This is a genomic window from Pseudomonas sp. OE 28.3 (assembly GCF_014268205.2).
GTDB lineage: Bacteria > Pseudomonadota > Gammaproteobacteria > Pseudomonadales > Pseudomonadaceae > Aquipseudomonas > Aquipseudomonas edaphica.
Window position 1 is genome coordinate 4,537,378 of sequence record NZ_CP077082.1, and the last position, 22,454, is coordinate 4,559,831.

The 22,454-nt window shown below is 61.0% G+C and carries 19 protein-coding genes and 4 tRNA genes; 3 read left to right on the forward strand and 20 right to left on the reverse strand.

Annotated elements, in window-relative coordinates; all coding sequences use genetic code 11:
• The first annotated feature begins 70 nt into the window (after nucleotides 1–70).
• Nucleotides 71–496 (forward strand): helix-turn-helix domain-containing protein, encoded by a 426-nt coding sequence (locus tag HU759_RS20315; protein ID WP_170037991.1) that lies wholly within the window; start codon nucleotides 71–73, stop codon nucleotides 494–496.
• 108 nt (nucleotides 497–604) lie between these two features.
• Here the strand turns inward: HU759_RS20315 and HU759_RS20320 are convergent.
• A tRNA-Val gene (locus HU759_RS20320) sits at nucleotides 605–681 on the reverse strand.
• 184 nt (nucleotides 682–865) lie between these two features.
• On the opposite strand from HU759_RS20320, the gene HU759_RS20325 reads away from it, so the two are divergent.
• Entirely contained in the window at nucleotides 866–2,149 is a 1,284-nt protein-coding gene (locus tag HU759_RS20325; protein WP_099549905.1) for an FAD-binding oxidoreductase, read from the forward strand.
• 230 nt (nucleotides 2,150–2,379) lie between these two features.
• On the opposite strand, the gene HU759_RS20330 is transcribed toward HU759_RS20325, so the two are convergent.
• The 19 genes from HU759_RS20330 to leuC all read right to left on the reverse strand — a co-directional run bounded on the left by HU759_RS20330 (nucleotide 2,380) and on the right by leuC (nucleotide 21,402).
• Nucleotides 2,380–2,456, reverse strand: a tRNA-Asp gene (locus HU759_RS20330).
• A gap of 105 nt (nucleotides 2,457–2,561) precedes the next feature.
• Nucleotides 2,562–2,638: transfer RNA gene (locus HU759_RS20335), tRNA-Asp, on the reverse strand.
• Between the two features lie 55 nt (nucleotides 2,639–2,693).
• Nucleotides 2,694–2,769 (reverse strand) — tRNA-Val (locus HU759_RS20340).
• Nucleotides 2,770–2,876: 107 nt separating this feature from the next.
• On the reverse strand, nucleotides 2,877–3,641 hold the full coding sequence (locus tag HU759_RS20345; protein WP_020372699.1) for an SDR family oxidoreductase: 765 nt from the start codon (nucleotides 3,639–3,641) through the stop codon (nucleotides 2,877–2,879).
• Nucleotides 3,642–3,652: 11 nt separating this feature from the next.
• Nucleotides 3,653–4,864: an O-succinylhomoserine sulfhydrylase gene (locus HU759_RS20350; protein ID WP_017138747.1), complete on the reverse strand. Its 1,212-nt coding sequence runs from the start codon at nucleotides 4,862–4,864 to the stop codon at nucleotides 3,653–3,655.
• A gap of 65 nt (nucleotides 4,865–4,929) precedes the next feature.
• Nucleotides 4,930–6,435: an amidophosphoribosyltransferase gene (gene purF / locus HU759_RS20355; RefSeq protein ID WP_017138746.1), complete on the reverse strand. Its 1,506-nt coding sequence runs from the start codon at nucleotides 6,433–6,435 to the stop codon at nucleotides 4,930–4,932.
• Between the two features lie 41 nt (nucleotides 6,436–6,476).
• Nucleotides 6,477–7,034 carry a CvpA family protein gene (locus HU759_RS20360; RefSeq protein WP_003212681.1) on the reverse strand — a complete coding sequence of 186 codons (558 nt, stop codon included), beginning with the start codon at nucleotides 7,032–7,034 and terminating at the stop codon, nucleotides 6,477–6,479.
• Between the two features lie 234 nt (nucleotides 7,035–7,268).
• Nucleotides 7,269–7,943 (reverse strand): SPOR domain-containing protein, encoded by a 675-nt coding sequence (locus HU759_RS20365; RefSeq protein WP_170037950.1) that lies wholly within the window; start codon nucleotides 7,941–7,943, stop codon nucleotides 7,269–7,271.
• Nucleotides 7,927–9,234, reverse strand: coding sequence for a bifunctional tetrahydrofolate synthase/dihydrofolate synthase (gene folC / locus HU759_RS20370; RefSeq protein WP_099548305.1), 1,308 nt, complete (start codon nucleotides 9,232–9,234; stop codon nucleotides 7,927–7,929). Before folC ends, HU759_RS20365 begins: the two co-directional genes overlap by 17 nt.
• A complete protein-coding gene (gene accD, locus HU759_RS20375; protein WP_003234319.1) occupies nucleotides 9,231–10,151 on the reverse strand; it encodes an acetyl-CoA carboxylase, carboxyltransferase subunit beta in 921 nt (306 codons plus the stop codon). The genes folC and accD overlap by 4 nt, the downstream gene beginning before the upstream one ends.
• Nucleotides 10,152–10,396: 245 nt before the next feature.
• Nucleotides 10,397–11,029, reverse strand: coding sequence for a phosphoribosylanthranilate isomerase (locus HU759_RS20380; RefSeq protein WP_186617567.1), 633 nt, complete (start codon nucleotides 11,027–11,029; stop codon nucleotides 10,397–10,399).
• Between the two features lie 64 nt (nucleotides 11,030–11,093).
• Nucleotides 11,094–11,918 (reverse strand): tRNA pseudouridine(38-40) synthase TruA, encoded by an 825-nt coding sequence (gene truA / locus HU759_RS20385; protein ID WP_026013815.1) that lies wholly within the window; start codon nucleotides 11,916–11,918, stop codon nucleotides 11,094–11,096.
• 225 nt (nucleotides 11,919–12,143) lie between these two features.
• On the reverse strand, nucleotides 12,144–14,711 hold the full coding sequence (locus tag HU759_RS20390; RefSeq protein ID WP_186617565.1) for a FimV family protein: 2,568 nt from the start codon (nucleotides 14,709–14,711) through the stop codon (nucleotides 12,144–12,146).
• 161 nt (nucleotides 14,712–14,872) lie between these two features.
• On the reverse strand, nucleotides 14,873–15,883 hold the full coding sequence (locus HU759_RS20395; protein ID WP_170037946.1) for an aspartate-semialdehyde dehydrogenase: 1,011 nt from the start codon (nucleotides 15,881–15,883) through the stop codon (nucleotides 14,873–14,875).
• A 239-nt stretch (nucleotides 15,884–16,122) separates the two neighbouring features.
• A complete protein-coding gene (gene asd, locus HU759_RS20400; protein WP_017138739.1) occupies nucleotides 16,123–17,235 on the reverse strand; it encodes an aspartate-semialdehyde dehydrogenase in 1,113 nt (370 codons plus the stop codon).
• A 64-nt stretch (nucleotides 17,236–17,299) separates the two neighbouring features.
• Entirely contained in the window at nucleotides 17,300–18,382 is a 1,083-nt protein-coding gene (gene leuB / locus HU759_RS20405) for a 3-isopropylmalate dehydrogenase (RefSeq protein WP_021491199.1), read from the reverse strand.
• A 53-nt stretch (nucleotides 18,383–18,435) separates the two neighbouring features.
• Nucleotides 18,436–19,200, reverse strand: a complete 765-nt coding sequence (locus HU759_RS20410) for a class I SAM-dependent methyltransferase (RefSeq protein WP_186617562.1) — start codon at nucleotides 19,198–19,200, stop codon at nucleotides 18,436–18,438.
• A gap of 128 nt (nucleotides 19,201–19,328) precedes the next feature.
• On the reverse strand, nucleotides 19,329–19,973 hold the full coding sequence (gene leuD, locus HU759_RS20415; RefSeq protein WP_003234333.1) for a 3-isopropylmalate dehydratase small subunit: 645 nt from the start codon (nucleotides 19,971–19,973) through the stop codon (nucleotides 19,329–19,331).
• Between the two features lie 10 nt (nucleotides 19,974–19,983).
• Nucleotides 19,984–21,402: a 3-isopropylmalate dehydratase large subunit gene (leuC, locus tag HU759_RS20420; RefSeq protein WP_169988590.1), complete on the reverse strand. Its 1,419-nt coding sequence runs from the start codon at nucleotides 21,400–21,402 to the stop codon at nucleotides 19,984–19,986.
• 140 nt (nucleotides 21,403–21,542) lie between these two features.
• On the opposite strand from leuC, the gene HU759_RS20425 reads away from it, so the two are divergent.
• Nucleotides 21,543–22,433 carry a LysR family transcriptional regulator gene (locus HU759_RS20425; protein ID WP_017138736.1) on the forward strand — a complete coding sequence of 297 codons (891 nt, stop codon included), beginning with the start codon at nucleotides 21,543–21,545 and terminating at the stop codon, nucleotides 22,431–22,433.
• Nucleotides 22,434–22,454 lie beyond the last annotated feature (21 nt).

Sequence of the window (22,454 nt, forward strand, 5' to 3'; positions counted from 1 at the left end):
CATGGTATAAGGTGTATACCTAATATCAATAAGGCACTTAAAAGTGCTCAGGTATACCCGAGGAAACTACATGCAGGAAAAAGCTATTCAGGCGTTGGGGCAAAACGAGAACCCTCCAGTCGTCTACGCCGCTGATTGCACCAGCCGGATACTGCTCGATCAGATCGCGGACAAATGGTCCGTATTGATACTGGCAACGCTCTGTAAAAGCCCGCTGCGCTTCAATGAAATCAAACGTCGACTCGACGGCATTACGCAAAAAGCGCTCACGCAAAGCCTGCGTCGCCTGGAGCGCAACGGCATTTTGTCGCGCCGCGTCATTCCCTCTTCTCAAGTCGCCGTCGAGTACAGCGTTACCGACCTGGGGCATACGCTGGAAGAGCCATTTCGTGCGTTATATAGGTGGACGCTCCAACATTCTGAAGCTGTGATGAACGCCCAGGCGGCATTCGATAATGCTTGCAGAAGAGCAGCAGCACGACGGGTAAAAGCATAACGATGGCGGCGGGAGTGTTGATAAGGAAGTTTTACAAATCGCAGGCAACAAAAAAGGGCCCACCTTTCGGTGAGCCCTTCCAGACCGCCCAGCAGAGCGGATTTTGTTTGGTAGGCGCGATTGGACTCGAACCAACGACCCCCACCATGTCAAGGTGGTGCTCTAACCAACTGAGCTACGTGCCTGCTGTGAGGCGGCATTCTACGGAATTCCGAAGGGGTGTCAACATCTTTTTTGCAGCTAACCCTATGAATATGCGAATTTTTTATTTGTGAAAGGCATGCCCGGGGTTTTCGGGTGGCTGGCAGGCAATTTTCAACTCAGGTAGGATCGGCGCACTCGTAAAAAATATAAAACAGAGGTTCCAGGATGGCGAACACCCCCTACCCCCAGTCGTATTACGCCGCGTCCGCGAATGCGGTTCCGCCACGCCCGGTGCTGCAAGGTGAAGTCGAAACCGATGTCTGCGTGATTGGCGCCGGTTATACCGGCCTGTCCAGCGCGCTGTTTCTGCTGGAGAACGGTTTTCGCGTGACGGTACTGGAAGCCGCCAAGGTCGGCTTTGGCGCCTCGGGCCGCAATGGTGGGCAGATCGTCAACAGCTATAGCCGCGACATCGACGTGATCGAACGCAGCGTTGGCCCCAAGCAGGCGCAGTTGCTGGGGCAGATGGCGTTTGAGGGCGGCAGGATCATTCGTGAGCGCGTGGCCAAGTACCAGATCCAGTGCGACTTGAAGGACGGCGGTGTGTTCGCTGCACTCAACAGCAAGCACATGGGCCACCTGGAGTCGCAGCAGCGCCTGTGGGAGCGCTACGGCCATACGCAGCTTGAGTTGCTGGATGAGCGCCGTATCCGCGAAGTGGTGGCCTGTGACAACTATGTCGGCGGCCTGCTGGACATGAGCGGCGGCCATATTCACCCGCTCAACCTGGCACTGGGCGAAGCAGCGGCGGTGGAGTCCCTGGGCGGCACGATTTACGAGCAGTCTGCGGCGGTGCGCATCGAGCGCGGCGCCAACCCTGTGGTACACACCGCCGAGGGCAAGGTCAGGGCCAAGTTCATCATCGTCGCGGGCAATGCCTACCTGGGCAACCTGGTGCCGGAGCTGGCGGCCAAGTCGATGCCGTGCGGCACCCAGGTCATCACCACCGCGCCGCTGGGCGATGAACTGGCCAAGACCTTGCTGCCGCAGGACTACTGCGTCGAGGACTGCAACTACTTGCTGGACTACTACCGCCTCACCAGTGACAAGCGCCTGATCTTCGGCGGTGGCGTGGTGTATGGCGCGCGCGACCCGGCCAACATCGAAGCGATCATCCGCCCGAAGATGCTCAAGGCCTTCCCGCAGCTCAAGGATGTGAAGATAGATTACGCCTGGACCGGCAATTTCCTGCTGACCCTGTCGCGCCTGCCACAGGTGGGTCGCCTGGGCGACAACATCTATTACTCCCAGGGCTGCAGTGGCCACGGCGTGACGTACACGCACCTGGCGGGCAAGGTGCTGGCAGAAGCGTTGAGAGGCCAGGCAGAGCGTTTTGATGCGTTTGCCGACCTGCCGCACTACCCGTTCCCGGGCGGGCAACTGTTGCGCACACCGTTTGCGGCGATGGGTGCCTGGTATTACGGGCTGCGGGATAAGCTGGGGTTCTGATTGCGATAGCTGGCTGCCGACGATGGCCATACCTTGGACCGAGGTGTAGCTATCGCAGGCAAGCCAGCTCCCACATTGACCAGTGGCAGCTTCAGAAGAAGCTCAACCCAAAATATCAAATCGCAGACACAAAAAACCCCGGTCTTTCGACCAGGGTCTTTGCTATCGGATCAAAGCAGCTTAACACTTGCTTTGTGCTCCAAGGCGTTCAGTGGGCCTTGGGGCAGATATGGCGCAGCGGACGGGACTCGAACCCGCGACCCCCGGCGTGACAGGCCGGTATTCTAACCGACTGAACTACCGCTGCGTATCGCTTGACCAGTTGAACCTAAACCCTCAACTGTCTTTAAACGTCTGACTGATCAGCCAAAGCCTTTCAATCTCAAACCCGATAAATCGGACCTGGAAAATATGGCGCAGCGGACGGGACTCGAACCCGCGACCCCCGGCGTGACAGGCCGGTATTCTAACCGACTGAACTACCGCTGCGCGTCGGTGCAACCTTTAACGTTGCGTCTTGCCCGAAGGCAAAACTCTCAAGAAGTGGTGGGTGATGACGGGATCGAACCGCCGACCCTCTGCTTGTAAGGCAGATGCTCTCCCAGCTGAGCTAATCACCCTTTGCTTCGTTGAGGCCGCGAAATTTACGCAGGTAGCAGACCTAAGTCAATAGCCTGCTTGAAGTTTTTCTGAAAAAGACAAAATTGCTTCAAGGCGGCTACCCGCCCTACTCGCTGTAAATCATCTTCTTGCTCATGCCGCCGTCGACCACAAACTCTTGGCCAGTGACAAACCCTGCCTGACGCGACAGAAGCCACGCCACCATCGCCGCCACGTCCTCAACCGTGCCCACCCTGCCCGCCGGATGCTGGGCATGATCGGCATCGGTCAAAGGCTCGGCACGCCGCGCCGCTGGATCACGCGCATCGATCCAGCCAGGGCTGACGGCATTGACCCGCACCTCTGGCCCAAGACTTATGGCCAGCGCGTGAGTCAGGGCCAACAGCCCGCCCTTGCTCGCCGCGTAGGCCTCGGTGTCGGGCTCCGATTGACGCGCGCGGGTCGAGGCCAGGTTGACGATCGCGCCGCCATGGGCACGCAGGTACGGTGCACAGTGCTTGGCCAGCAGCATCGGCCCGCTGAGGTTCACCGCCAGCACGCGGTTCCAGTACGCCAGGTCGAGGCTTTCGAGGGTGATATTGCGCGGGTCGGCCACGGCGGCGTTGCACACCAACGCGTCCAGGCGACCGAACTGACCGAGCACTTCGGCAACGCCCTGGGCGACCTGCTTCTCGTCGGCCACGTCCATGCTGATAAACCAGGCGTTGTCACCCAGCACCTTGGACACCTTGGAGCCGCGCTCGCGGTCCAGGTCGGTCAACACCACCTGCCAGCCTTCGCTGATCAGCCATGCCGCGATGCCGAGGCCAATGCCTCGGGCGGCGCCCGTCACCAGCGCAACACGGCCGTTACCGGCCGCTGCTGTTTCCATGGACCACTCGATCACAAGGCAGCCAGCCCGCGAGCCAGGTCAGCTTGCAGGTCGGCTACGTCTTCCAGGCCCACTGCAATGCGGATCAGGCTGTCACGGATGCCGGCCGCTTCACGCTCCTGTGGCGCCAGGCGCCCGTGGGAGGTGGTGCTGGGGTGGGTGATGGTGGTCTTGCTGTCACCCAGGTTGGCCGTGATGGAGATCAGGCGCGTTGCGTCGATAAAGCGCCAGGCGCCGTCTTTGCCGCCTTTTACTTCAAAGCTCACCACCGCGCCGAAACCACGCTGCTGACGCTGGGCCAGCGCGTGTTGCGGGTGGCTCTTGAGACCGGCGTAATGGACTTTCTCAATCCCGTCCTGTTGCTCCAGCCACTCGGCCAGGGCCTGGGCATTGGCGCAATGGGCCTTCATCCGCAGGCTGAGGGTCTCCAGGCCTTTGAGGAAGATCCACGCATTGAACGGGCTCAGAGTCGGCCCGGCGGTGCGCAAGAAACCCACCACTTCCTTCATCTGCTCGCTGCGGCCGGCGACTACGCCGCCCATGCAACGGCCCTGGCCGTCGATGAACTTGGTGGCAGAGTGCACAACAATGTCCGCGCCCAGCTTCAACGGCTGTTGCAGCGCCGGCGTACAGAAGCAGTTGTCGACCACCAGCATCGCGCCCTTGGCGTGGGCCACTTCGGACAACGCGGCGATATCTACCAACTCGGCCAGCGGATTGGACGGCGACTCGACGAACAGCAGCTTGGTGTTGGCCTTGATCGCCGCATCCCAGCCGGACAGATCCGCCAGGGGCACGTAATCCACTTCGATGCCGAAGCGCTTGAAGTACTTCTCGAACAGGCTGATGGTGGAGCCGAACACACTGCGCGACACCAGCACATGGTCGCCAGCACTGCACAGGCTCATCACCACTGCCAGGATCGCAGCCATACCGGTCGCCGTGGCCACCGCCTGCTCAGCGCCTTCCAGGGCCGCGATACGCTCTTCGAACGCACGCACGGTCGGGTTGGTGTAACGCGAGTAAACGTTGCCCGGCACTTCACCGGCAAAGCGCGCAGCCGCGTCGGCTGCGGTGCGGAACACATAGCTGGAGGTGAAGAACATCGGGTCACCGTGCTCACCTTCCGGGGTGCGGTGCTGACCGGCGCGCACAGCCAGGGTATCGAAAGCTACGCCATCGAGGTCGCTGTCCAACCGACCGGCATCCCATTCCTGACTCATGCTGCGACTCCTTACTCAATACTCTATTTAAGATACAAAACCGGCCCCTCAGGGCCGGTGTTTACTCAGTTGTTGTACAGATCGATGATCGCACTGACCGCCTGGGTCTTGATCTTCGACGAGTCGTTACGCGCCTGCTCGATCTTGTTCAGGTAGGCCTCGTCGACATCACCGGTCACGTACTTGCCGTCGAACACAGCGCAGTCAAACTCGGCGATCTTGATCTTGCCACCACCGACCGCCTCGATCAGGTCTGGCAGGTCCTGATAGATCAACCAGTCGGCACCGATCAGGTCGGCTACATCCTGGGTCGAACGGTTGTGGGCGATCAGCTCGTGGGCGCTCGGCATGTCGATACCGTACACGTTCGGGTAACGCACGGCAGGCGCGGCGGAGCAGAAGTACACGTTCTTCGCACCGGCTTCGCGGGCCATCTGGATGATCTGCTTGCAGGTGGTGCCGCGCACGATGGAGTCGTCGACCAGCATCACGTTCTTGCCGCGGAATTCCAGCTCAATGGCGTTGAGCTTCTGGCGCACCGACTTCTTGCGCGCCGCCTGGCCAGGCATGATGAAGGTACGGCCGATATAACGGTTCTTGACGAAACCTTCGCGGAACTTGACGCCCAAGTGGTTGGCCAGCTCCAGCGCAGCGGTACGGCTGGTGTCCGGGATCGGGATCACCACGTCGATATCGTGCTCAGGACGCTCGCGCAGGATTTTCTCGGCCAGCTTCTCGCCCATGCGCAGGCGCGCCTTGTACACCGAAACACCGTCGATGATCGAGTCCGGACGCGCCAGGTAGACGTGTTCGAAGATGCACGGAGTGAGTTTCGGCGCAATCGCGCACTGACGGGTGTGCAGCTTGCCGTCTTCGGTGATGTATACGGCTTCGCCCGGCGCGAGGTCGCGGATCAGGGTGAAGCCGAGCACGTCCAGGGACACGCTTTCGGACGCGATCATGTACTCGACGCCTTCGTCGGTGTGACGCTGGCCGAACACGATCGGGCGAATGCCGTGCGGGTCACGGAAACCGACGATGCCATAACCGGTGATCATTGCGACGACGGCATAACCACCAACACAACGGTTGTGCACGTCGGTCACGGCAGCGAATACATCTTCTTCGGTCGGCTGCAACTTGCCGCGCTGGGCCAGCTCATGTGCGAACACGTTGAGCAGCACTTCCGAGTCGGAGTTGGTGTTGACGTGGCGCAGGTCAGATTCGTAAATCTCCTTGGCCAGCTGTTCAACGTTGGTCAGGTTACCGTTGTGCGCCAGGGTGATGCCGTAAGGCGAGTTGACGTAAAACGGTTGAGCTTCGGCCGAGGTCGAGCTACCGGCAGTCGGGTAACGCACATGGCCAATGCCCATGTGCCCGACGAGGCGCTGCATGTGACGCTGATGGAACACGTCACGCACCAGGCCATTGTCCTTGCGCAGGAATAACCGGCCGTCGTGGCTGGTCACAATACCGGCAGCGTCCTGGCCGCGGTGCTGGAGGACGGTTAGCGCGTCATACAGCGCCTGATTGACGTTCGACTTACCGACGATACCGACGATGCCACACATGCGACGCAACCCCTACTTAATGAATCTTGACTGAACACTACTTACTGAGGCGTTTTGGCCGGCAAGAGGTGTTCCTTGAACGGAAGATCAGCGGGTACGCTGATTCCGCTGGCCAGCCACTGACTGCTCCACCCCAATATGAGGTTCTTGGACCAATCTGCAACCAATAGAAATTTTGGCACGAGTACCGACTCCTGCCACCACGAATCCTGCTGTACCGGCCCCAGGCTCAACAGCCCGACCGCCACAACCACCAGCAAGCCGCCACGTGCGGCGCCGAAGGCCATGCCGAGAAATCGATCGGTCCCGGAGAGGCCGGTGACACGTATCAACTCGCCAATAAGATAATTGACCATTGCCCCCACCAACAGCGTGGCGATGAACATGATGGCGCAGCCCGCAATCACGCGAGCCGAAGGTGTTTCGATATACCCGGCCAGGTAAACCGACAGTGAACCACCGAACATCCAGGCTACAACTCCTGCGATGATCCAGGTCAGCAACGACAGTGCTTCTTTTACGAAGCCGCGGCTTAGACTGATCAAAGCGGAGATGGCGACGATTGCTACGATCGCCCAATCAACCCAGGTAAATGGCACAGTGCAGCCTACGTACGGATAAGGCGGCGCATTTTAGCAGAGCGCTGGGCTATCGGTAAGCTGTGATTGTGGGTGCTTTGCAAATCAATGGGTTGAGCAATCTCAAGACCACCCAAAAACAATGTGGGAGCTGGCTTGCCTGCGATGCAGGCGCCTCGGTCTTTAAGCTGGACCGCGGTGATGCTATCGCAGGCAAGCCAGCTCCCACATTTGGCCTGCATTCCAACCCTTTACTCAGCCGCGCTCAGGCTGGAACCGCACCACAAACCCATTCAGGTTCTGCTGTCGCCCCAGCAGGTCACGCAGGCGGTCCGCTTCGGCGCGCTCGATCAGCGGCCCGATAAATACGCGATTTTTGCCGTCGGCACTGCGGATATAGGCGTTATACCCCTGGGCACGCAACTTTTTCTGCAAGGCATCGGCGCTTTCACGGTTAGCCAGGCTGGCGAGCTGGATCGACCAACTGATCGGCAGACCATTCGGGTCGATACGGCTTTGACCGACATCCGGCTTGCCCGGCGCGGCAGGTTGTGGCGCTACCGGCTTGGGCGCAGGGGCTGGCGCAGCAGGTTTGGCAGCCACCACCGGGGCCGCTGGAGCGGGCGCCGGCTTGACCACCGGCACACTCTGTTGCACCGGCACTGCTGGCGCCGCTGGAGCCGTTTGCGCAGCCACCTCATCATCGCTCGGCACCGGTTCTTCAGGCAGCGTCTGCGGCTCAGGCACCACCACCGGCTCCACCTGAACTTGCGGCATCGATGGGGCCTGTGGCGCTGCCGGTGCCTCGACCACGACCTGGCGCTGTTCGTCCTGGCGCGAAAACAGCATCGGCAGGAAAATCACCGCCAACGCCACCAATACCAGGGCTCCGACCATTCGCTGCTTGTATGCGCTATCCAGTAATGCCATGTGCAGCTTCCTCCGTGGAGCGCCGGGCCAACCACTCAAGCGCCTCGGCAACACAATAAAATGATCCGAACAACAGAATCTCGTCCTCGGCCGTCGCCACCGCACATTGCGCCTCAAGCGCTGCAGTGACGCTTGCATACGACGCCGCCGACGCACCAAGGTTCTGCAATGCCACTTGCAGTTCGGCAGCCGGGCGACTGCGCGGCGTGTCCAGCGGCGCTACCGCCCAAGCCTGGACATTGCCGAGTAACGGCGCAACCACACCGTCCAGATCCTTGTCAGCCAACAGCCCGAACACCGCCAGGCGACGACCGGCAGGTGGCGTGCGTGACAGACGTTGCGCCAGGTACTCGGCGGCGTGCGGGTTGTGCCCCACATCCAGCAGCAGGTTCAAACGCTTGCCTTCCCACTCGAATGTGCGGCGATCCAGGCGCCCCACCACACGAGTAGCCAGCAACGTGGCAGCAATCTGCTCGGGATTCCACGGCAGATCCATCAACAGGTACGCTTGCAGCGCCAGCGCGGCGTTTTCCATCGGCAGGTTCAGCAGCGGCAAATCCCGCAGCTCTACCACCTGGGCACGCGCATCACACCCGCGCCACTGCCAATGCTGGTCGCCAACTTCGAGATTGAATTCGCGGCCCCGCAGGTAAAATGGGCAATCCAGCTCGCGCACCTTGTCCAGCAAAGGCTGGGGCGGGTTCAGGTCACCACACAGCGCCGGCTTGCCTTGGCGGAAGATCCCGGCCTTTTCATAAGACACCGACTCGCGAGTGTTGCCCAGATAGTCCGCATGGTCGACACCAATGCTGGTTACCAGCGCGATATCGGCGTCCACCACGTTAACGGTATCCAGACGCCCGCCAAGCCCGACTTCCAGCACGACCACATCCAACTGCGCACGCTCGAACAGCCAGAAAGCCGCCAAGGTGCCCATTTCAAAGTAAGTCAGGGAAATTTCGCCACGGCCGGCATCCAGTGCAGCGAAGGCTTCGCAAAGCTGCGCGTCAGTCGCTTCGATGCCATTGAGCTGCACCCGCTCGTTATAACGCAGCAGGTGCGGAGAATTGTAGACGCCTACTTTAAGCCCTTGGGCTTGCAGCAGCGCCGCGACAAAGGCACAGGTAGAGCCTTTGCCGTTGGTGCCGGTCACCGTGATTACACGCGGCGCCGGGCGGCCCAACCCGAGGCGGGCCGCTACCTGTTGCGAGCGCTCCAGGCCCATGTCGATGGCTGACGGATGCAACTGCTCAAGGTAAGCGAGCCATTCGCCCAGGGTACGTTGGGTCATAGGTTTGCTGGCACCGGCGGAACAACGATAGGTTCGATTTTAGGTGCGACGTACACAGGCGTCGGCAAGCCCATCATTTGCGCCAGCAGGTTACCCAGGCGTGGGCGCAGTTCACCGCGCGGGATGATCAGGTCGATCGCACCGTGCTCCAGCAGGAACTCGCTGCGCTGGAAGCCTTCCGGCAGCTTTTCACGTACGGTCTGCTCGATCACGCGCGGGCCGGCAAAGCCGATCAGTGCTTTGGGCTCACCGACGATCACGTCACCCAGCATCGCCAGGCTGGCGGAAACACCGCCGTAAACCGGGTCAGTCAGTACCGAGATGAACGGGATGCCTTCTTCACGCAGACGCGCCAGTACCGCAGAGGTCTTGGCCATTTGCATCAAGGAGATCAGCGCTTCCTGCATGCGCGCACCACCAGAGGCAGCGAAGCAGATCATCGGGCAACGATTTTCCAGCGCGTAGTTGGCGGCACGTACAAAACGCTCGCCGACGATGGCACCCATGGAACCGCCCATGAAGGAAAATTCGAACGCGGACACTACCACCGGCATACCCAGCAGCTTGCCGCTGACCGAAATCAGCGCGTCTTTTTCGCCGGTCTGCTTCTGCGCTGCGGTCAAGCGGTCCTTGTACTTCTTGCCGTCGCGGAACTTGAGACGGTCAACCGGCTCCAGGTCTGCGCCCAGCTCGTTACGGCCGTCGGCATCAAGGAAGATGTCGATGCGCGCGCGGGCGCCGATACGCATGTGGTGGTTGCACTTGGGGCAAACGTCCAGGGTCTTTTCCAGCTCCGGGCGGTACAGCACCGCGTCGCAGGATGGGCACTTGTGCCACAGACCTTCAGGAACCGAGCTTTTCTTCACCTCGGAACGCATGATCGAAGGGATCAGTTTGTCTACTAACCAGTTGCTCATGCTTTCTTTCTCCAGTACCGGTGGCTTGAACACAGCCCCGCGTATGCCCTTGAGCTAAATTCATATATGGCGATGACACAGGCTGGACGGGGTCAGACGTTCGACCGGCCATTTCCCGCCTGTATCCTCAGCCTTCCAGACAACCTGCCAACGCAGGGTTGCCACTTCATTTCCGGGCCTCCCGCAGGCGGCGCCGGTGCTGTTCTACACAGTGGTAGTTATGGACGGCGGCAGACTGCCAGCCGTCACATCGCGCCACTGCTGTTGCGCACGGCCTGCATGAATGCGCGAATCTTGTGGTGATCCTTGATGCCCTTGCCCTGCTCCACTCCGCCGCTGACGTCCACCGCATAAGGCCGGACCTGCTCGATGGCCGCCGCGACATTCGCGGGATTGAGCCCTCCAGCGAGGATGATCGGCTTGCTCAAGTCTTCGGGAATCAGCGTCCAGTCGAACGCCTCACCCGTGCCGCCGGGCACGCCTTCGACATAGGTATCCAGCAAAATGCCGCGAGCGCCAGTATAGGCGGCGCACGCAGCAGCAATGTCATCTCCGGCCTTGACGCGCAGCGCCTTGATGTACGGGCGCTGGTAGCTTTCGCATTCATCGGGGCTTTCGTCACCGTGAAATTGCAGCATATCCAACGGCACGGCATCCAGGGTTTCGTTGAGTTCGCAACGGCTGGCGTTGACGAACAGCCCCACGGTGGTCACAAATGGCGGCAGCGCAGCGATAATCGCCCGCGCCTGCAACACATTCACCGCGCGCGGGCTCTTGGCATAAAACACGAAACCGATGGCATCCGCCCCCGCTTCGACTGCCGCCAGCGCGTCTTCTATGCGGGTAATCCCGCAAATCTTGCTGCGAACGGCTGGCATGTCGTGGAAACCTCAGGGGTTGGGCCGAGAAAGTCCCGGATGGTAACAAAAGCGCTTGCAGGCGTCAGCCGTCAAGTTCGCTGAAACCTGTGAGGAAATGTGGACCGATAAAGCGCTGCGGCAATTCAAACTCGTCGCGGTACTCCACATCCACCAGGTACAAGCCGAACGGGTGCGCCGTGACACCGCCGGTGCGGCGAACGCGGCTCTCCAGCACTTCCCGCGCCCACTCCACCGGGCGCTCGCCAGTGCCGATGGTCATCAGCACACCGGCAATATTGCGCACCATGTGGTGCAGGAAAGCACCGGCGCGGATATCCAGCACGATCATCTTGCCGTGACGGGTCACGCGCAGGTGATGGACTTCCTTGATCGGCGATTTAGCCTGGCATTGCCCCGCACGGAAGGCGCTGAAATCATGCACGCCGACCAGATGCTGGGCGGCCTCGGCCATACGTTCGGCATCCAGCGGGCGGTGGTTCCAGGTGATTTCTTGATTCAGGTGCGCCGGGCGGATCTGATCGTTGTAGATCACATAGCGGTAGCGCCGGGCAATGGCCTTGAAGCGCGCATGAAAATGCGCAGGCATGACCTTGGCCCAGGTCACGCTGACGTCATGGGGCAAATTGATATTAGCGCCCATCACCCAGGCTTTCAGCGTGCGCTCGGCCTGGGTGTCAAAGTGCACCACCTGGCCACAGGCATGCACACCGGCATCGGTACGCCCGGCACACATCAGCGAGACCGGCGAATCCGCCACCTTCGACAACGCGTTTTCGAGGGTTTCCTGCACAGTCAGCACACCTGAAGCCTGGCGCTGCCAGCCGCGATAGCGCGAACCTTTATATTCCACGCCCAAGGCGATGCGGTTAAAGCCTGCGGCCGCCATTTCGGCAGCCGCGTTATCTATATTTGCCAAGAACTGAGAGCCCGATGAGTTGCGCGAAGGCGGGCATTATAAAGGCGCTGGAGCTATGCGGGGCGCTTTTGTTGTGTGGGAGCTGGCTTGCCTGCGATACAGGCACCTCGGTCTACAGTTGAGACCCGGTTGACGCCATCGCAGGCAAGCCAGCTCCCGCACAAACCAGCTCCCACAGGGGGTTTGTATCAATTGTTAGATTTTGCCGAGCATTTCCTTGGCTTCACCGCGCTGCTCTTCACTGCCCTCGGTCAGCACTTCATTGAGGATGTCCTTTGCGCCATCCGCATCGCCCATGTCGATGTAAGCCTGGGCCAAGTCCAGCTTGGTGGCGACCTCGTCGGTGCCGGAAAGGAAGTCAAACTCCGGCTCATCAGCGCCCAACGCCGCGTCTTCAGCGGTGAAGGAAGGCTCGATCGGCGGATGCTCGAGGCTCGAAGACAGGCGATCGAGTTCTGCGTTGACGTCATCGAGCTCCGAGGCGAATGCATCAGGCTTGGCAACGGCCGGGGCTTGCGGCTCGTCCGCCAGGGACAGGTCGAAGTCCTCCGGCAGGTCAAAATCGTCCAGCGCAGCCGGCTTGAGGGTCGGCGGCTCAACAGCCGGCACGTCCTTCATTTGATCTTCCAGGCCCGACAGGAAGTCGTCATCGGCCTGCGAAGACGGAGCCTCAAGCTGCAAGTCCAGGTCGAAGTCCGACAGGTCATCAGGGCTGGCCTTGGCTTCGGTCTGCTGTTGCAGCACCGACTCGAAGCTCGGCGCGTCTTTCGGGCTGACTACGGTGGGTGACGCCGCTTCCAGGTCATCCAGACTCAGGTCGAAATCGGTGTCGAACGCCTCAGGCTCCGGGGCAGGCGCGGCGGGCTTGTCTTCGAGCAAGTCCTTGACGTATTGAGCATCCAGGGCCGCCGCTGCCACCGCAGCACTGACGCCCGCCGCCAACACGGCCATGGCCGGGAAGCGGTTTTTGAGCTGCTCGACCTGGGCATGGTTTTCACCATTGGCCACCAGTTGACGCTCCTGGGTGACGAAACCGTCCTTGTCGCCTTGCAGGCCATAGACTTCCATCAACTTCAGGCGCAGGTCGCTGCGCTTGGGTTCGCGCTTGATCGCCTGCTCCAGCACATCGGCGGCCTGGTTCAGGTGGCCACGGTCGATATGGGATTGCGCTTGCGCCAGTGCATCACTGGAGTTTTCCGGGGCGACGGCGACGGCCAATGGCGCCAGCACGGAGGCGACCGATGGCACCACCACAGGCTCAGCAACCGCCGCCGGCGCTGGAGCAGCAGCCAATTTAACGTTCGGCGCTGCCACCTCAAGGCCTTCGAAGCTGTCCGCAGGCAGATCGTGATCCACATTTGGCGTAAATGCCGGTTCTTCGGCCAGCGCGCGTGCCATGCGCAGGTGCTTTTCCTCTTCGAGGCGCGCATTGCGATGGCGCGCCCACAGCAGCAGAAGCAACAACACCAGCAAGCCAGCCGCGCCACCGATTACACCAAGGACGATCGGATTGGTCAGCAGCTCGTTGAACTTGCCTTCGTTGGTGGCAGGCGTGTCCTGCGCCTTGATTGGCTCAGGCGCGGGTGCTGCGGCAACGGGCGCCGCCTCAGCGGGTGCAGGCGTTGGCGTAGCTTCAGTTGCCAATTGAGCCGGCATCGCCGCTGTCGCCTGCGCCGCCGGCTCAGGGTTACCGGCCTGCAACCTGGCGAGTTGATCGTTTTTCAGTTGAATCAGTTTTTGCAGCTTGTCCAGTTGGCTTTGCAGGTCGGCCGCACGGCTTTTGAGCTCCTCATTGTCGCGACGGGTGGTGTCCAGTTGCTCCTGGGTCATCGCCAGTTTATCGCTCACCGCTCGGCTATCACCGGCCTTGCCCTTTGCGCCTTTTTTGGCCGACTCCGCCGAGACCAGGCTCAAGTTGTCCTTGGCCGTGGTGCTCGACGGCGCATTGCCCGCCTGGGTGCGCTTGGTCGCGTCCAGCTGTTGCTTGCCCGCCACCGGGTTACTGGCTGCGCGACGACCCGCGCGCCAGGCAGCATTTTGCGCAGTCACTTCGGCAATCGCCTCGGGCTGCGGCAAGCTGGTGGCTTGCTGGCGGTCCGGCAGGCGCAGGACCTGGCCGGTTTTCAGGCGATTGATGTTGCCGTCGACAAAGGCATCAGGATTAAGCGCCTGGATGGCCAGCATGGTTTGCTGCACCGACGCACCGTTGCGATTCTTTTCGGCAATTTCCCACAAGGTGTCGTGAGAGGTCGTGGTGTGTTGAGCGGATTTGCTGGCGGTCTTCGCCGGGCTGGCGGCCGCAGTGCTGGCCGGTGCGCTCAAGCGCGGCGCGGGCGCGTTGGCGGTCGGCGCCGGCTGCTCGAACTTGGCCGGGTCGAGCAACACACTGTAGTCGCGCATCAAGCGGCCATTGGGCCACTGCACCTGCAGCAGGAAACGTACGTAGGAATCGGGCAGCGGCTTGCTGGAGGTGACGCGCACCACACTGCGGCCGCTGGGGTTGACCACCGGGGTAAACGTCAGGTCATTGAGAAACGCCTGGCGGTCAACGCCTGCATCTACAAACGCCTGGTCGGAGGCCAGGCTCGGGGTGATCTCGGCAGCCGTGAGGCCGCCCACGTCGAGCAATTCGATTTCCACCGACAACGGCTGGTTCAGCTTCGATTTGAGGGTCATCTCCCCAAGTTGCAGCGCCTGCGCCATACCGGAGGACAGCGCCGAGGCGGCCGCTATTGCTAACACCAGTTTGCGAACTTGAACCATAGCCTCATCCTTTGTCTGAACACTCCCCGGCCTGCGAGAAGGTTGGTAACCGCTGCCATAAGGCATGGCGAGCCGATAGGTTACCGACGCGCTTCTTTACCGCTTGGGGCCAAGCATAGCGCCTGGCTAGAATCAATCTACAAATTGCCGCCAAGTATCTTTTACACAAGGCCTTTTATCAACAACTGCGCCAGCTGTACGGCGTTGAGTGCCGCGCCCTTGCGTACGTTATCTGACGTCAGCCACAGATTTAGTTCCGCCGGGTCATCCACACCTGCACGCACACGGCCGACGTAGACCACATCCTGGCCGACCGCATCGCCCACAGCCGTGGGGTAATCGCCCTCTTCAACCAGTTCGATGCCAGGCGCCGCTTCCAATGCACGGTTCACCGCTGCCAGATCGACCGGCGCGCCCAATTGCAACGACACCGTCAGGCTATCGCCAAAAAACACCGGGGCTTGAACGCAGGTTGCAGAAATCTTCAGCAATGGAGTTTCCAGCACCGCGCGCAGTTCGTGTACGAGACGTTTCTCCAGGGCTGTATGACCTTTCGCATCTGGCGTGCCGACTTGTGCCAAAAGGTTGAAGGCCATTTGCCGATCAAAGAACTTGGGCTCCAGCGGGCGCACGTTCAACAGTTCGGCGGTCTGTCGTGCCAGCTCGCTGACGGCTTCACGGCCCTGGGCGGATACCGCCAGGTTGGCGGTGACGCTGACACGCTGGATCTCCAACAATTCACGCAACGGCGCCAGCACCACGGCCAGGTTGGTCGCCGATGGGCTTGGGCTGCTCAGCTGGAAGGGCTTTTTCAAACTGTCCAGTACATGGGCATTGGCTTCTGGCACCACGTGAGGCGCCTGTTCAGCAGGCAAGGCGCCAGACAGGTCGATCACCGCGCAACCGGCAGCGGTGGCGCGCGGGGCAAAGCTCAAGGTAACGGCCGGGCCGGCCGCAAAGAAGGCAAGCTGCGCTTTTTTGAAATCGAACTCATCGACTTCCTTGACCCGCACGTTCTTGCCGCGAAACGGCACGGAGGCGCCGGCCGAATTGCTGCCGGCCAGCAGATAGAGGGTGCCCACCGGAAAATCCAGTTCTTCGAGAATCTGCACCAGGGTTTCACCGACGGTGCCAGTGGCGCCGATCACGGCGATTTCAAAGGTCTGGGTCATGGAGGCTGCCTCGGGCATTGCGGGGGGAGCGGCACTTTACCGGGTGGCTCGGGGTGAGGCAATTAAGCTGGCCTTTGTGGTGAGGCTGATGGCCTCATCGCAGGCAAGCCAGCTCCCACCCTTGAATGTGTTTACAAAACACAATGTGGGAGCTGGCTTGCCTGCGATGGCGGCCTCAAGGGCAACAAAAAACCCGCGCCTGTCACCAGTACGCGGGTTTCTCTTACGGCTTCAAGCGATCAACGCTCAAGCAAGATCCGCAGCATGCGACGCAGCGGCTCGGCAGCGCCCCACAGCAGTTGGTCGCCGACCGTGAACGCGCCGAGGAACTGGCTGCCCATGTTCAGCTTGCGCAGACGGCCCACCGGTACATTCAGGGTGCCGGTGACCTTGGTCGGGCTCAGCTCCTGCATGCTGATGTCGCGGTTGTTCGGCACCAGCTTGACCCACGGGTTGTGCTGGCTGATCAGCCCTTCGATATCGGCGATCGGCACGTCTTTGTTCAGCTTGATGGTCAGCGCCTGGCTGTGGCAGCGCATGGCGCCGATGCGCACGCAGATGCCGTCGACCGGGATCGGGCTCTTGAAGCGACCCAAAATCTTGTTGGTCTCGGCCTGGGCCTTCCACTCTTCGCGGCTCTGGCCGTTTGGCAGTTCCTTGTCGATCCACGGGATCAGGCTGCCGGCCAATGGCACACCGAAGTTCTCGGTCGGGTAAGCGTCGCTACGCATGGCTTCGGCCACGCGGCGGTCGATGTCGAGGATCGCGCTGGCAGGGTCGGCCAGTTGATCGGCAACAGCGGCGTGGGTCGCGCCCATCTGCTTGATCAGTTCACGCATGTTCTGCGCACCGGCGCCGGACGCCGCCTGATAAGTCATGGCGCTCATCCACTCAACCAGGCCGGCTTCGAACAAGCCGCCCAGGCCCATCAGCATCAGGCTGACGGTGCAATTGCCGCCGACGTAGTTCTTGGTGCCGGCATCCAGTTGCTGGTCGATGACCTTGCGGTTCACCGGGTCGAGGATGATCACCGCGTCGTCCTGCATGCGCAGGCTGGAGGCGGCGTCGATCCAATAACCCTGCCAGCCGGCTTCGCGCAGCTTGGGGAAGACTTCGCTGGTGTAGTCGCCACCCTGGCAGGTCAGGATCACATCGAGGGTTTTCAGCTCTTCAATGCTGTAGGCGTCCTTGAGCGGGGCGATATCCTTGCCCACGGACGGCCCTTGGCCACCTACGTTCGAAGTGGTGAAAAACACCGGCTCAATAAGATCGAAATCCTGCTCTTCCAGCATCCGCTGCATGAGCACGGAACCGACCATACCGCGCCAACCGATCAGACCTACACGTTTCATCGCAACTACACCTTGTTAAAAAGTGGGCCGCCTTGCAGCAACAACTGCAAGCGGGCCGGAGAGATTACAGATTCCGCAGCGCGGCGACTACTGCGTCGCCCATTTCTTGCGTGCCGACTTTGGTGCAACCCTGTGACCAAATGTCACCGGTGCGCAAACCTTGATCCAGCACCAGGCTTACGGCCTTCTCGATGGCATCCGCCGCTTCGCTCAGGTTGAAGCTGTAACGCAGCATCATCGAGACCGACAAAATCGTCGCCAGCGGGTTGGCAATGCCCTGGCCCGCGATGTCCGGCGCCGAACCGTGGCAAGGCTCGTACATGCCCTTGTTGTTGGTGTCCAGGGACGCCGACGGCAGCATGCCGATGGAGCCGGTGAGCATCGAGGCCTGGTCCGACAGGATGTCGCCAAACAGGTTATCGGTGACGATCACGTCAAACTGCTTGGGCGCACGCACCAGTTGCATGGCAGCGTTGTCGACGTACATGTGGCTCAGCTCGACGTCCGGGTAGTCCTTGGCGACTTCCTCGACGATTTCGCGCCACAGTTGGCTGGAGGCCAGTACGTTGGCTTTATCGACCGAGCAGACCTTTTTGCCGCGCACACGGGCCATGTCGAAACCGACACGGGCGATACGGCGGATTTCACTCTCGCTGTACGGCAGCGTGTCGTAGGCCTGGCGTTCGCCATTCTCCAACTCGCGCACGCCGCGTGGCGAGCCAAAATAGATACCGCCGGTCAGTTCACGCACGATCAGGATATCCAGGCCCGCGACCACTTCCGGTTTGAGGCTCGACGCGTCGGCCAACTGCGGGTAGAGGATGGCCGGGCGCAGGTTGCCGAACAGGCCCAGTTGCGCGCGGATTTTCAGCAGGCCGCGCTCAGGGCGGATGTCACGCTCGATCTTGTCCCATTTCGGGCCACCCACGGCGCCGAGCAGCACGGCATCGGCCGCACGGGCGCGGTCCAGGGTTTCGTCAGCCAGCGGCACGCCGTGCTTGTCGATGGCCGCGCCACCGATCACGTCGTGGCTCAGCTCAAAGCCCAGGCTGTACTTGCTGTTGGCGAGTTCCAGGACCTTGACCGCTTCGGCCATGATTTCCGGACCAATACCGTCGCCAGGGAGAATCAGAATCTGCTTGCTCATGCGTTCCTCATTTCATCAAGCGACCCGCCCGTGGGCAGGTCGGGAAAAATCAATCAGCGTTCAGCGAAAACCACCAGCACGTCGGTGCTGAAGGTGCCGTCGGCTTGAATCTCGTAGTAATCGCGCACTTCCTGGCCCATTGCCTGTTGCAGCGCAAGGATCGCCGCGCGCAATACCTCTGGCGTGCGCATGCGCTCGACCCACGAGGTGTATTCCAGGCGCAGGCGTTGACGGCTGCTGGTGCGCACATGCAAGCCGGATTCGCTGAGCTGTTGCATCCATTCGGCGGCGCAATAATCGCGCACGTGGCTGGTGTCACGCAGCACTTCGACGGTTTGCAGGTAAGTGTCCAACAGTGGGCTGCCCGGTGACAAGACGTCGACGAAGGCTGCCACGCCACCGGGCTTGAGCACCCGGCGCACTTCGCGCAGCGCCAGGCCCAGGTCGCTCCAGTGGTGGGCCGAGTAGCGGCTGAACACGAAGTCGAACTCGCCGTCGGCGAATGGCAGGCGCTCGGCGGCGCCGTGTACGGTGCGGATGTTGGCCAGGTTGCGGTCTATAGCAGCTGCGGCAACCACGTCGAGCATCTGTTGGGACAGGTCGTAGGCCACCACTTCTTTAACCAGTGGCGCCACCTGAAAACTCACATGCCCGGCGCCGCAACCCAGATCCAGCAGCCGTGCAGCGCCCTGCCCGGCCAGTTCGGCCTGGAGCAGCGCGAATTCGGTGCCTTGGGCGTGCACGGCACTGCTCAGGTAGGCGGAGGCTTGCTCGCCGAATTGTTTTTGCACGACTTGGGTGTGGACGGTGGTGGTCATGGTGGCTTTCCTTGGGTGTTGGGGTGGTTGTACGGGCGCTATCGCAGGCAAGCCAGCTCCCACAGTGGAATGCATTCCAGGGTGGGAGTCGGGCTTGCCCGCGATGGGGCCCGCACGGTTACCGCCAATCAGGCATCGCGAAACAGCCAGGGCTGGCTCGCCCGGTGTTTGGCTTCAAACGCGGCAATCGCATCGCCGTCCTGCAGGGTCAGGCCGATATCATCCAGGCCATTGATCAGGCAATGCTTGCGGAACGCATCCACCTCGAAGTGATACACCTTGCCGTCCGGACGGGTCACGGTTTGCGCGGCCAGGTCAACGGTCAGTTGGTAGCCCACATCAGCCTCCACCTGCTTGAACAGCTCATCCACTTCAGCGTCGCTCAAGATGATCGGCAGCAAGCCGTTCTTGAAGCTGTTGTTGAAGAAGATGTCGGCGTAGCTTGGCGCGATGATGCTGCGAAAGCCATATTCTTCCAGCGCCCACGGCGCGTGTTCACGGCTGGAGCCGCAGCCGAAGTTTTCCCGCGCCAGTAATACGCTGGCGCCCTGGTAGCGCTCGGCGTTGAGTACGAAGTCTTTGTTCAGCGGGCGCTTGGAGTTGTCCTGGTAGGCGTAGCCCACGTCCAGGTAGCGCCACTCGTCGAACAGGTTAGGGCCGAAACCGGTGCGCTTGATCGACTTCAAGAACTGCTTGGGGATGATCTGGTCGGTGTCGACGTTGGCGCGATCCAAAGGGGCGACAAGGCCGGTGTGTTGGGTAAAAGCTCTCATCGGGTATTCCTCAGATCAATTCGCGAACGTCGATGAAACGACCGTTGACGGCAGCCGCAGCGGCCATGGCCGGGCTGACCAGGTGAGTACGCCCACCGGCGCCCTGACGCCCTTCGAAGTTTCGGTTGGAAGTGGACGCGCAATGCTCGCCCGATTCCAAACGGTCCGGGTTCATCGCCAGGCACATCGAGCAGCCCGGCTCACGCCATTCAAAACCGGCTTCGAGGAAGATCTTGTCCAGGCCTTCGGCTTCAGCTTGGGCTTTGACCAGGCCGGAACCCGGCACCACGATGGCTTGCTTGATGGTCGAAGCCACTTTGCGGCCCTTGGCGATCACCGCCGCAGCGCGCAGGTCTTCGATCCGCGAGTTGGTGCAGGAACCGATAAACACGCGATCCAACTGAATGTCGGTAATCGCCTGGTTGGCTTTCAAACCCATGTATTTCAGGGCGCGCTCGATGGAACCGCGCTTGACCAAGTCGGTTTCTTTAGCCGGGTCCGGCACGTTCTGGTCAACCGCCAGGACCATTTCCGGCGAGGTACCCCAGCTCACTTGCGGCTTGATCTGGGCAGCGTCGAGCTCGACCACGGTGTCGAACACCGCGTCGGTGTCGGAGACCAGGTCTTTCCAGGCTTCAACGGCGGCATCCCAATCGGCGCCCGCCGGTGCGAATGGGCGACCTTTGACGTATTCAACGGTTTTTTCGTCCGCCGCCACCATGCCCACGCGGGCACCGGCTTCGATGGACATGTTGCAGATGGTCATGCGGCCTTCGATGGACAGGTCGCGAATCGCGCTGCCGGCGAACTCGATGGCGTGGCCGTTACCGCCGGCGGTGCCGATCTTGCCGATCACGGCCAGCACGATGTCTTTGGCGGTCACGCCGAAAGGCAAGGTGCCTTCGACTTTGACCAACATATTCTTCATCTTTTTAGCGACCAGGCACTGGGTGGCGAACACATGTTCCACCTCGGAGGTGCCGATGCCGTGCGCCAGGGCGCCGAACGCGCCGTGGGTGGACGTGTGGGAGTCGCCGCAGACCACCGTCATGCCCGGCAAGGTGGCGCCCTGCTCCGGGCCGATCACGTGGACGATGCCTTGACGCACATCATTCATCTTGAATTCGGTGATGCCATATTCGTCGCAGTAGTCGTCGAGGGTCTGCACCTGAAGGCGCGACACGGTGTCGACGATGGCGTCGATCCCGCCCTTGCGTTCCGGAGTGGTCGGCACGTTGTGGTCCGGGGTGGCGATGATCGAGTCGACGCGCCAAGGCTTGCGCCCGGCCAGTCGCAGGCCTTCGAACGCTTGGGGCGAGGTCACTTCATGGATGATGTGACGGTCGATATAGATCAGCGACGAGCCATCGTCGCGCCGTTTCACTTCATGGGAATCCCAAAGCTTGTCGTAAAGCGTTTTGCCGGCCATCAGTCGGTCCTCATCACAGGTGCATCTATACGCCGGGCTTTTCAATAACCCTTTGGCTTGTGAGGCTGATGGTATGGCGCTACATTAAATAACTCAAATTCATATTTTTTATGCTTTGGATTACCAACTGGAATACCACCATGGACCTGGCCAACCTCAACGCCTTTATCGCTATCGCCGAGACCGGCAGCTTTTCCGGCGCCGGTGATCGCCTGCACCTGACCCAGCCTGCGATCAGCAAACGCATCGCCGGGCTGGAACAACAATTAAAGGTGCGCCTGTTCGATCGCCTGGGCCGTGAAGTCGGCCTGACCGAAGCCGGGCGCGCCCTGCTGCCACGCGCTTATCAGATTTTGAATGTGCTGGACGATACACGCCGGGCGCTCACCAACCTGACCGGCGAAGTCAGCGGCCGGCTGACATTGGCCACCAGCCATCACATCGGCCTGCACCGCCTGCCGCCCATTCTGCGCACCTTTACCCGGCAATATCCCAATGTGGCACTGGATATTCAGTTCCTTGATTCGGAAGTGGCCTACGAAGAAATCCTCCATGGCCGTGCCGAAGTGGCGGTCATCACCCTGGCACCTGAACCGCACAATCTGGTGCGCGCCACGCCGGTGTGGGACGACCCGCTGGACTTCGTGGTGGCACCGGAACACAGCTTGACCGGCAATGGTATGGTCAGCCTTGCCGACATTGCCAAACACCCGGCGGTCTTTCCCGGCGGCAACACCTTTACCCACCATATCGTCAGACGGCTGTTCGAGGCCCAGGGCCTCACGCCCAACATCGCCATGAGCACCAACTACCTGGAAACCATCAAGATGATGGTCTCCATCGGCCTGGCCTGGAGCGTTTTGCCGCGCACCATGCTCGATGATCAGGTGGCAAGTATCGCTTTGCCGGGCATACAGCTCAGTCGCCAGCTAGGCTATATCGTGCACACCGAAAGGACGCTGTCGAACGCTGCGCGGGCTTTCATGAGCCTATTGGATGCACAGGTCGATCTGCCAGGGATACCGGCATGAAGCTGTGCGGCCCATAAAGCC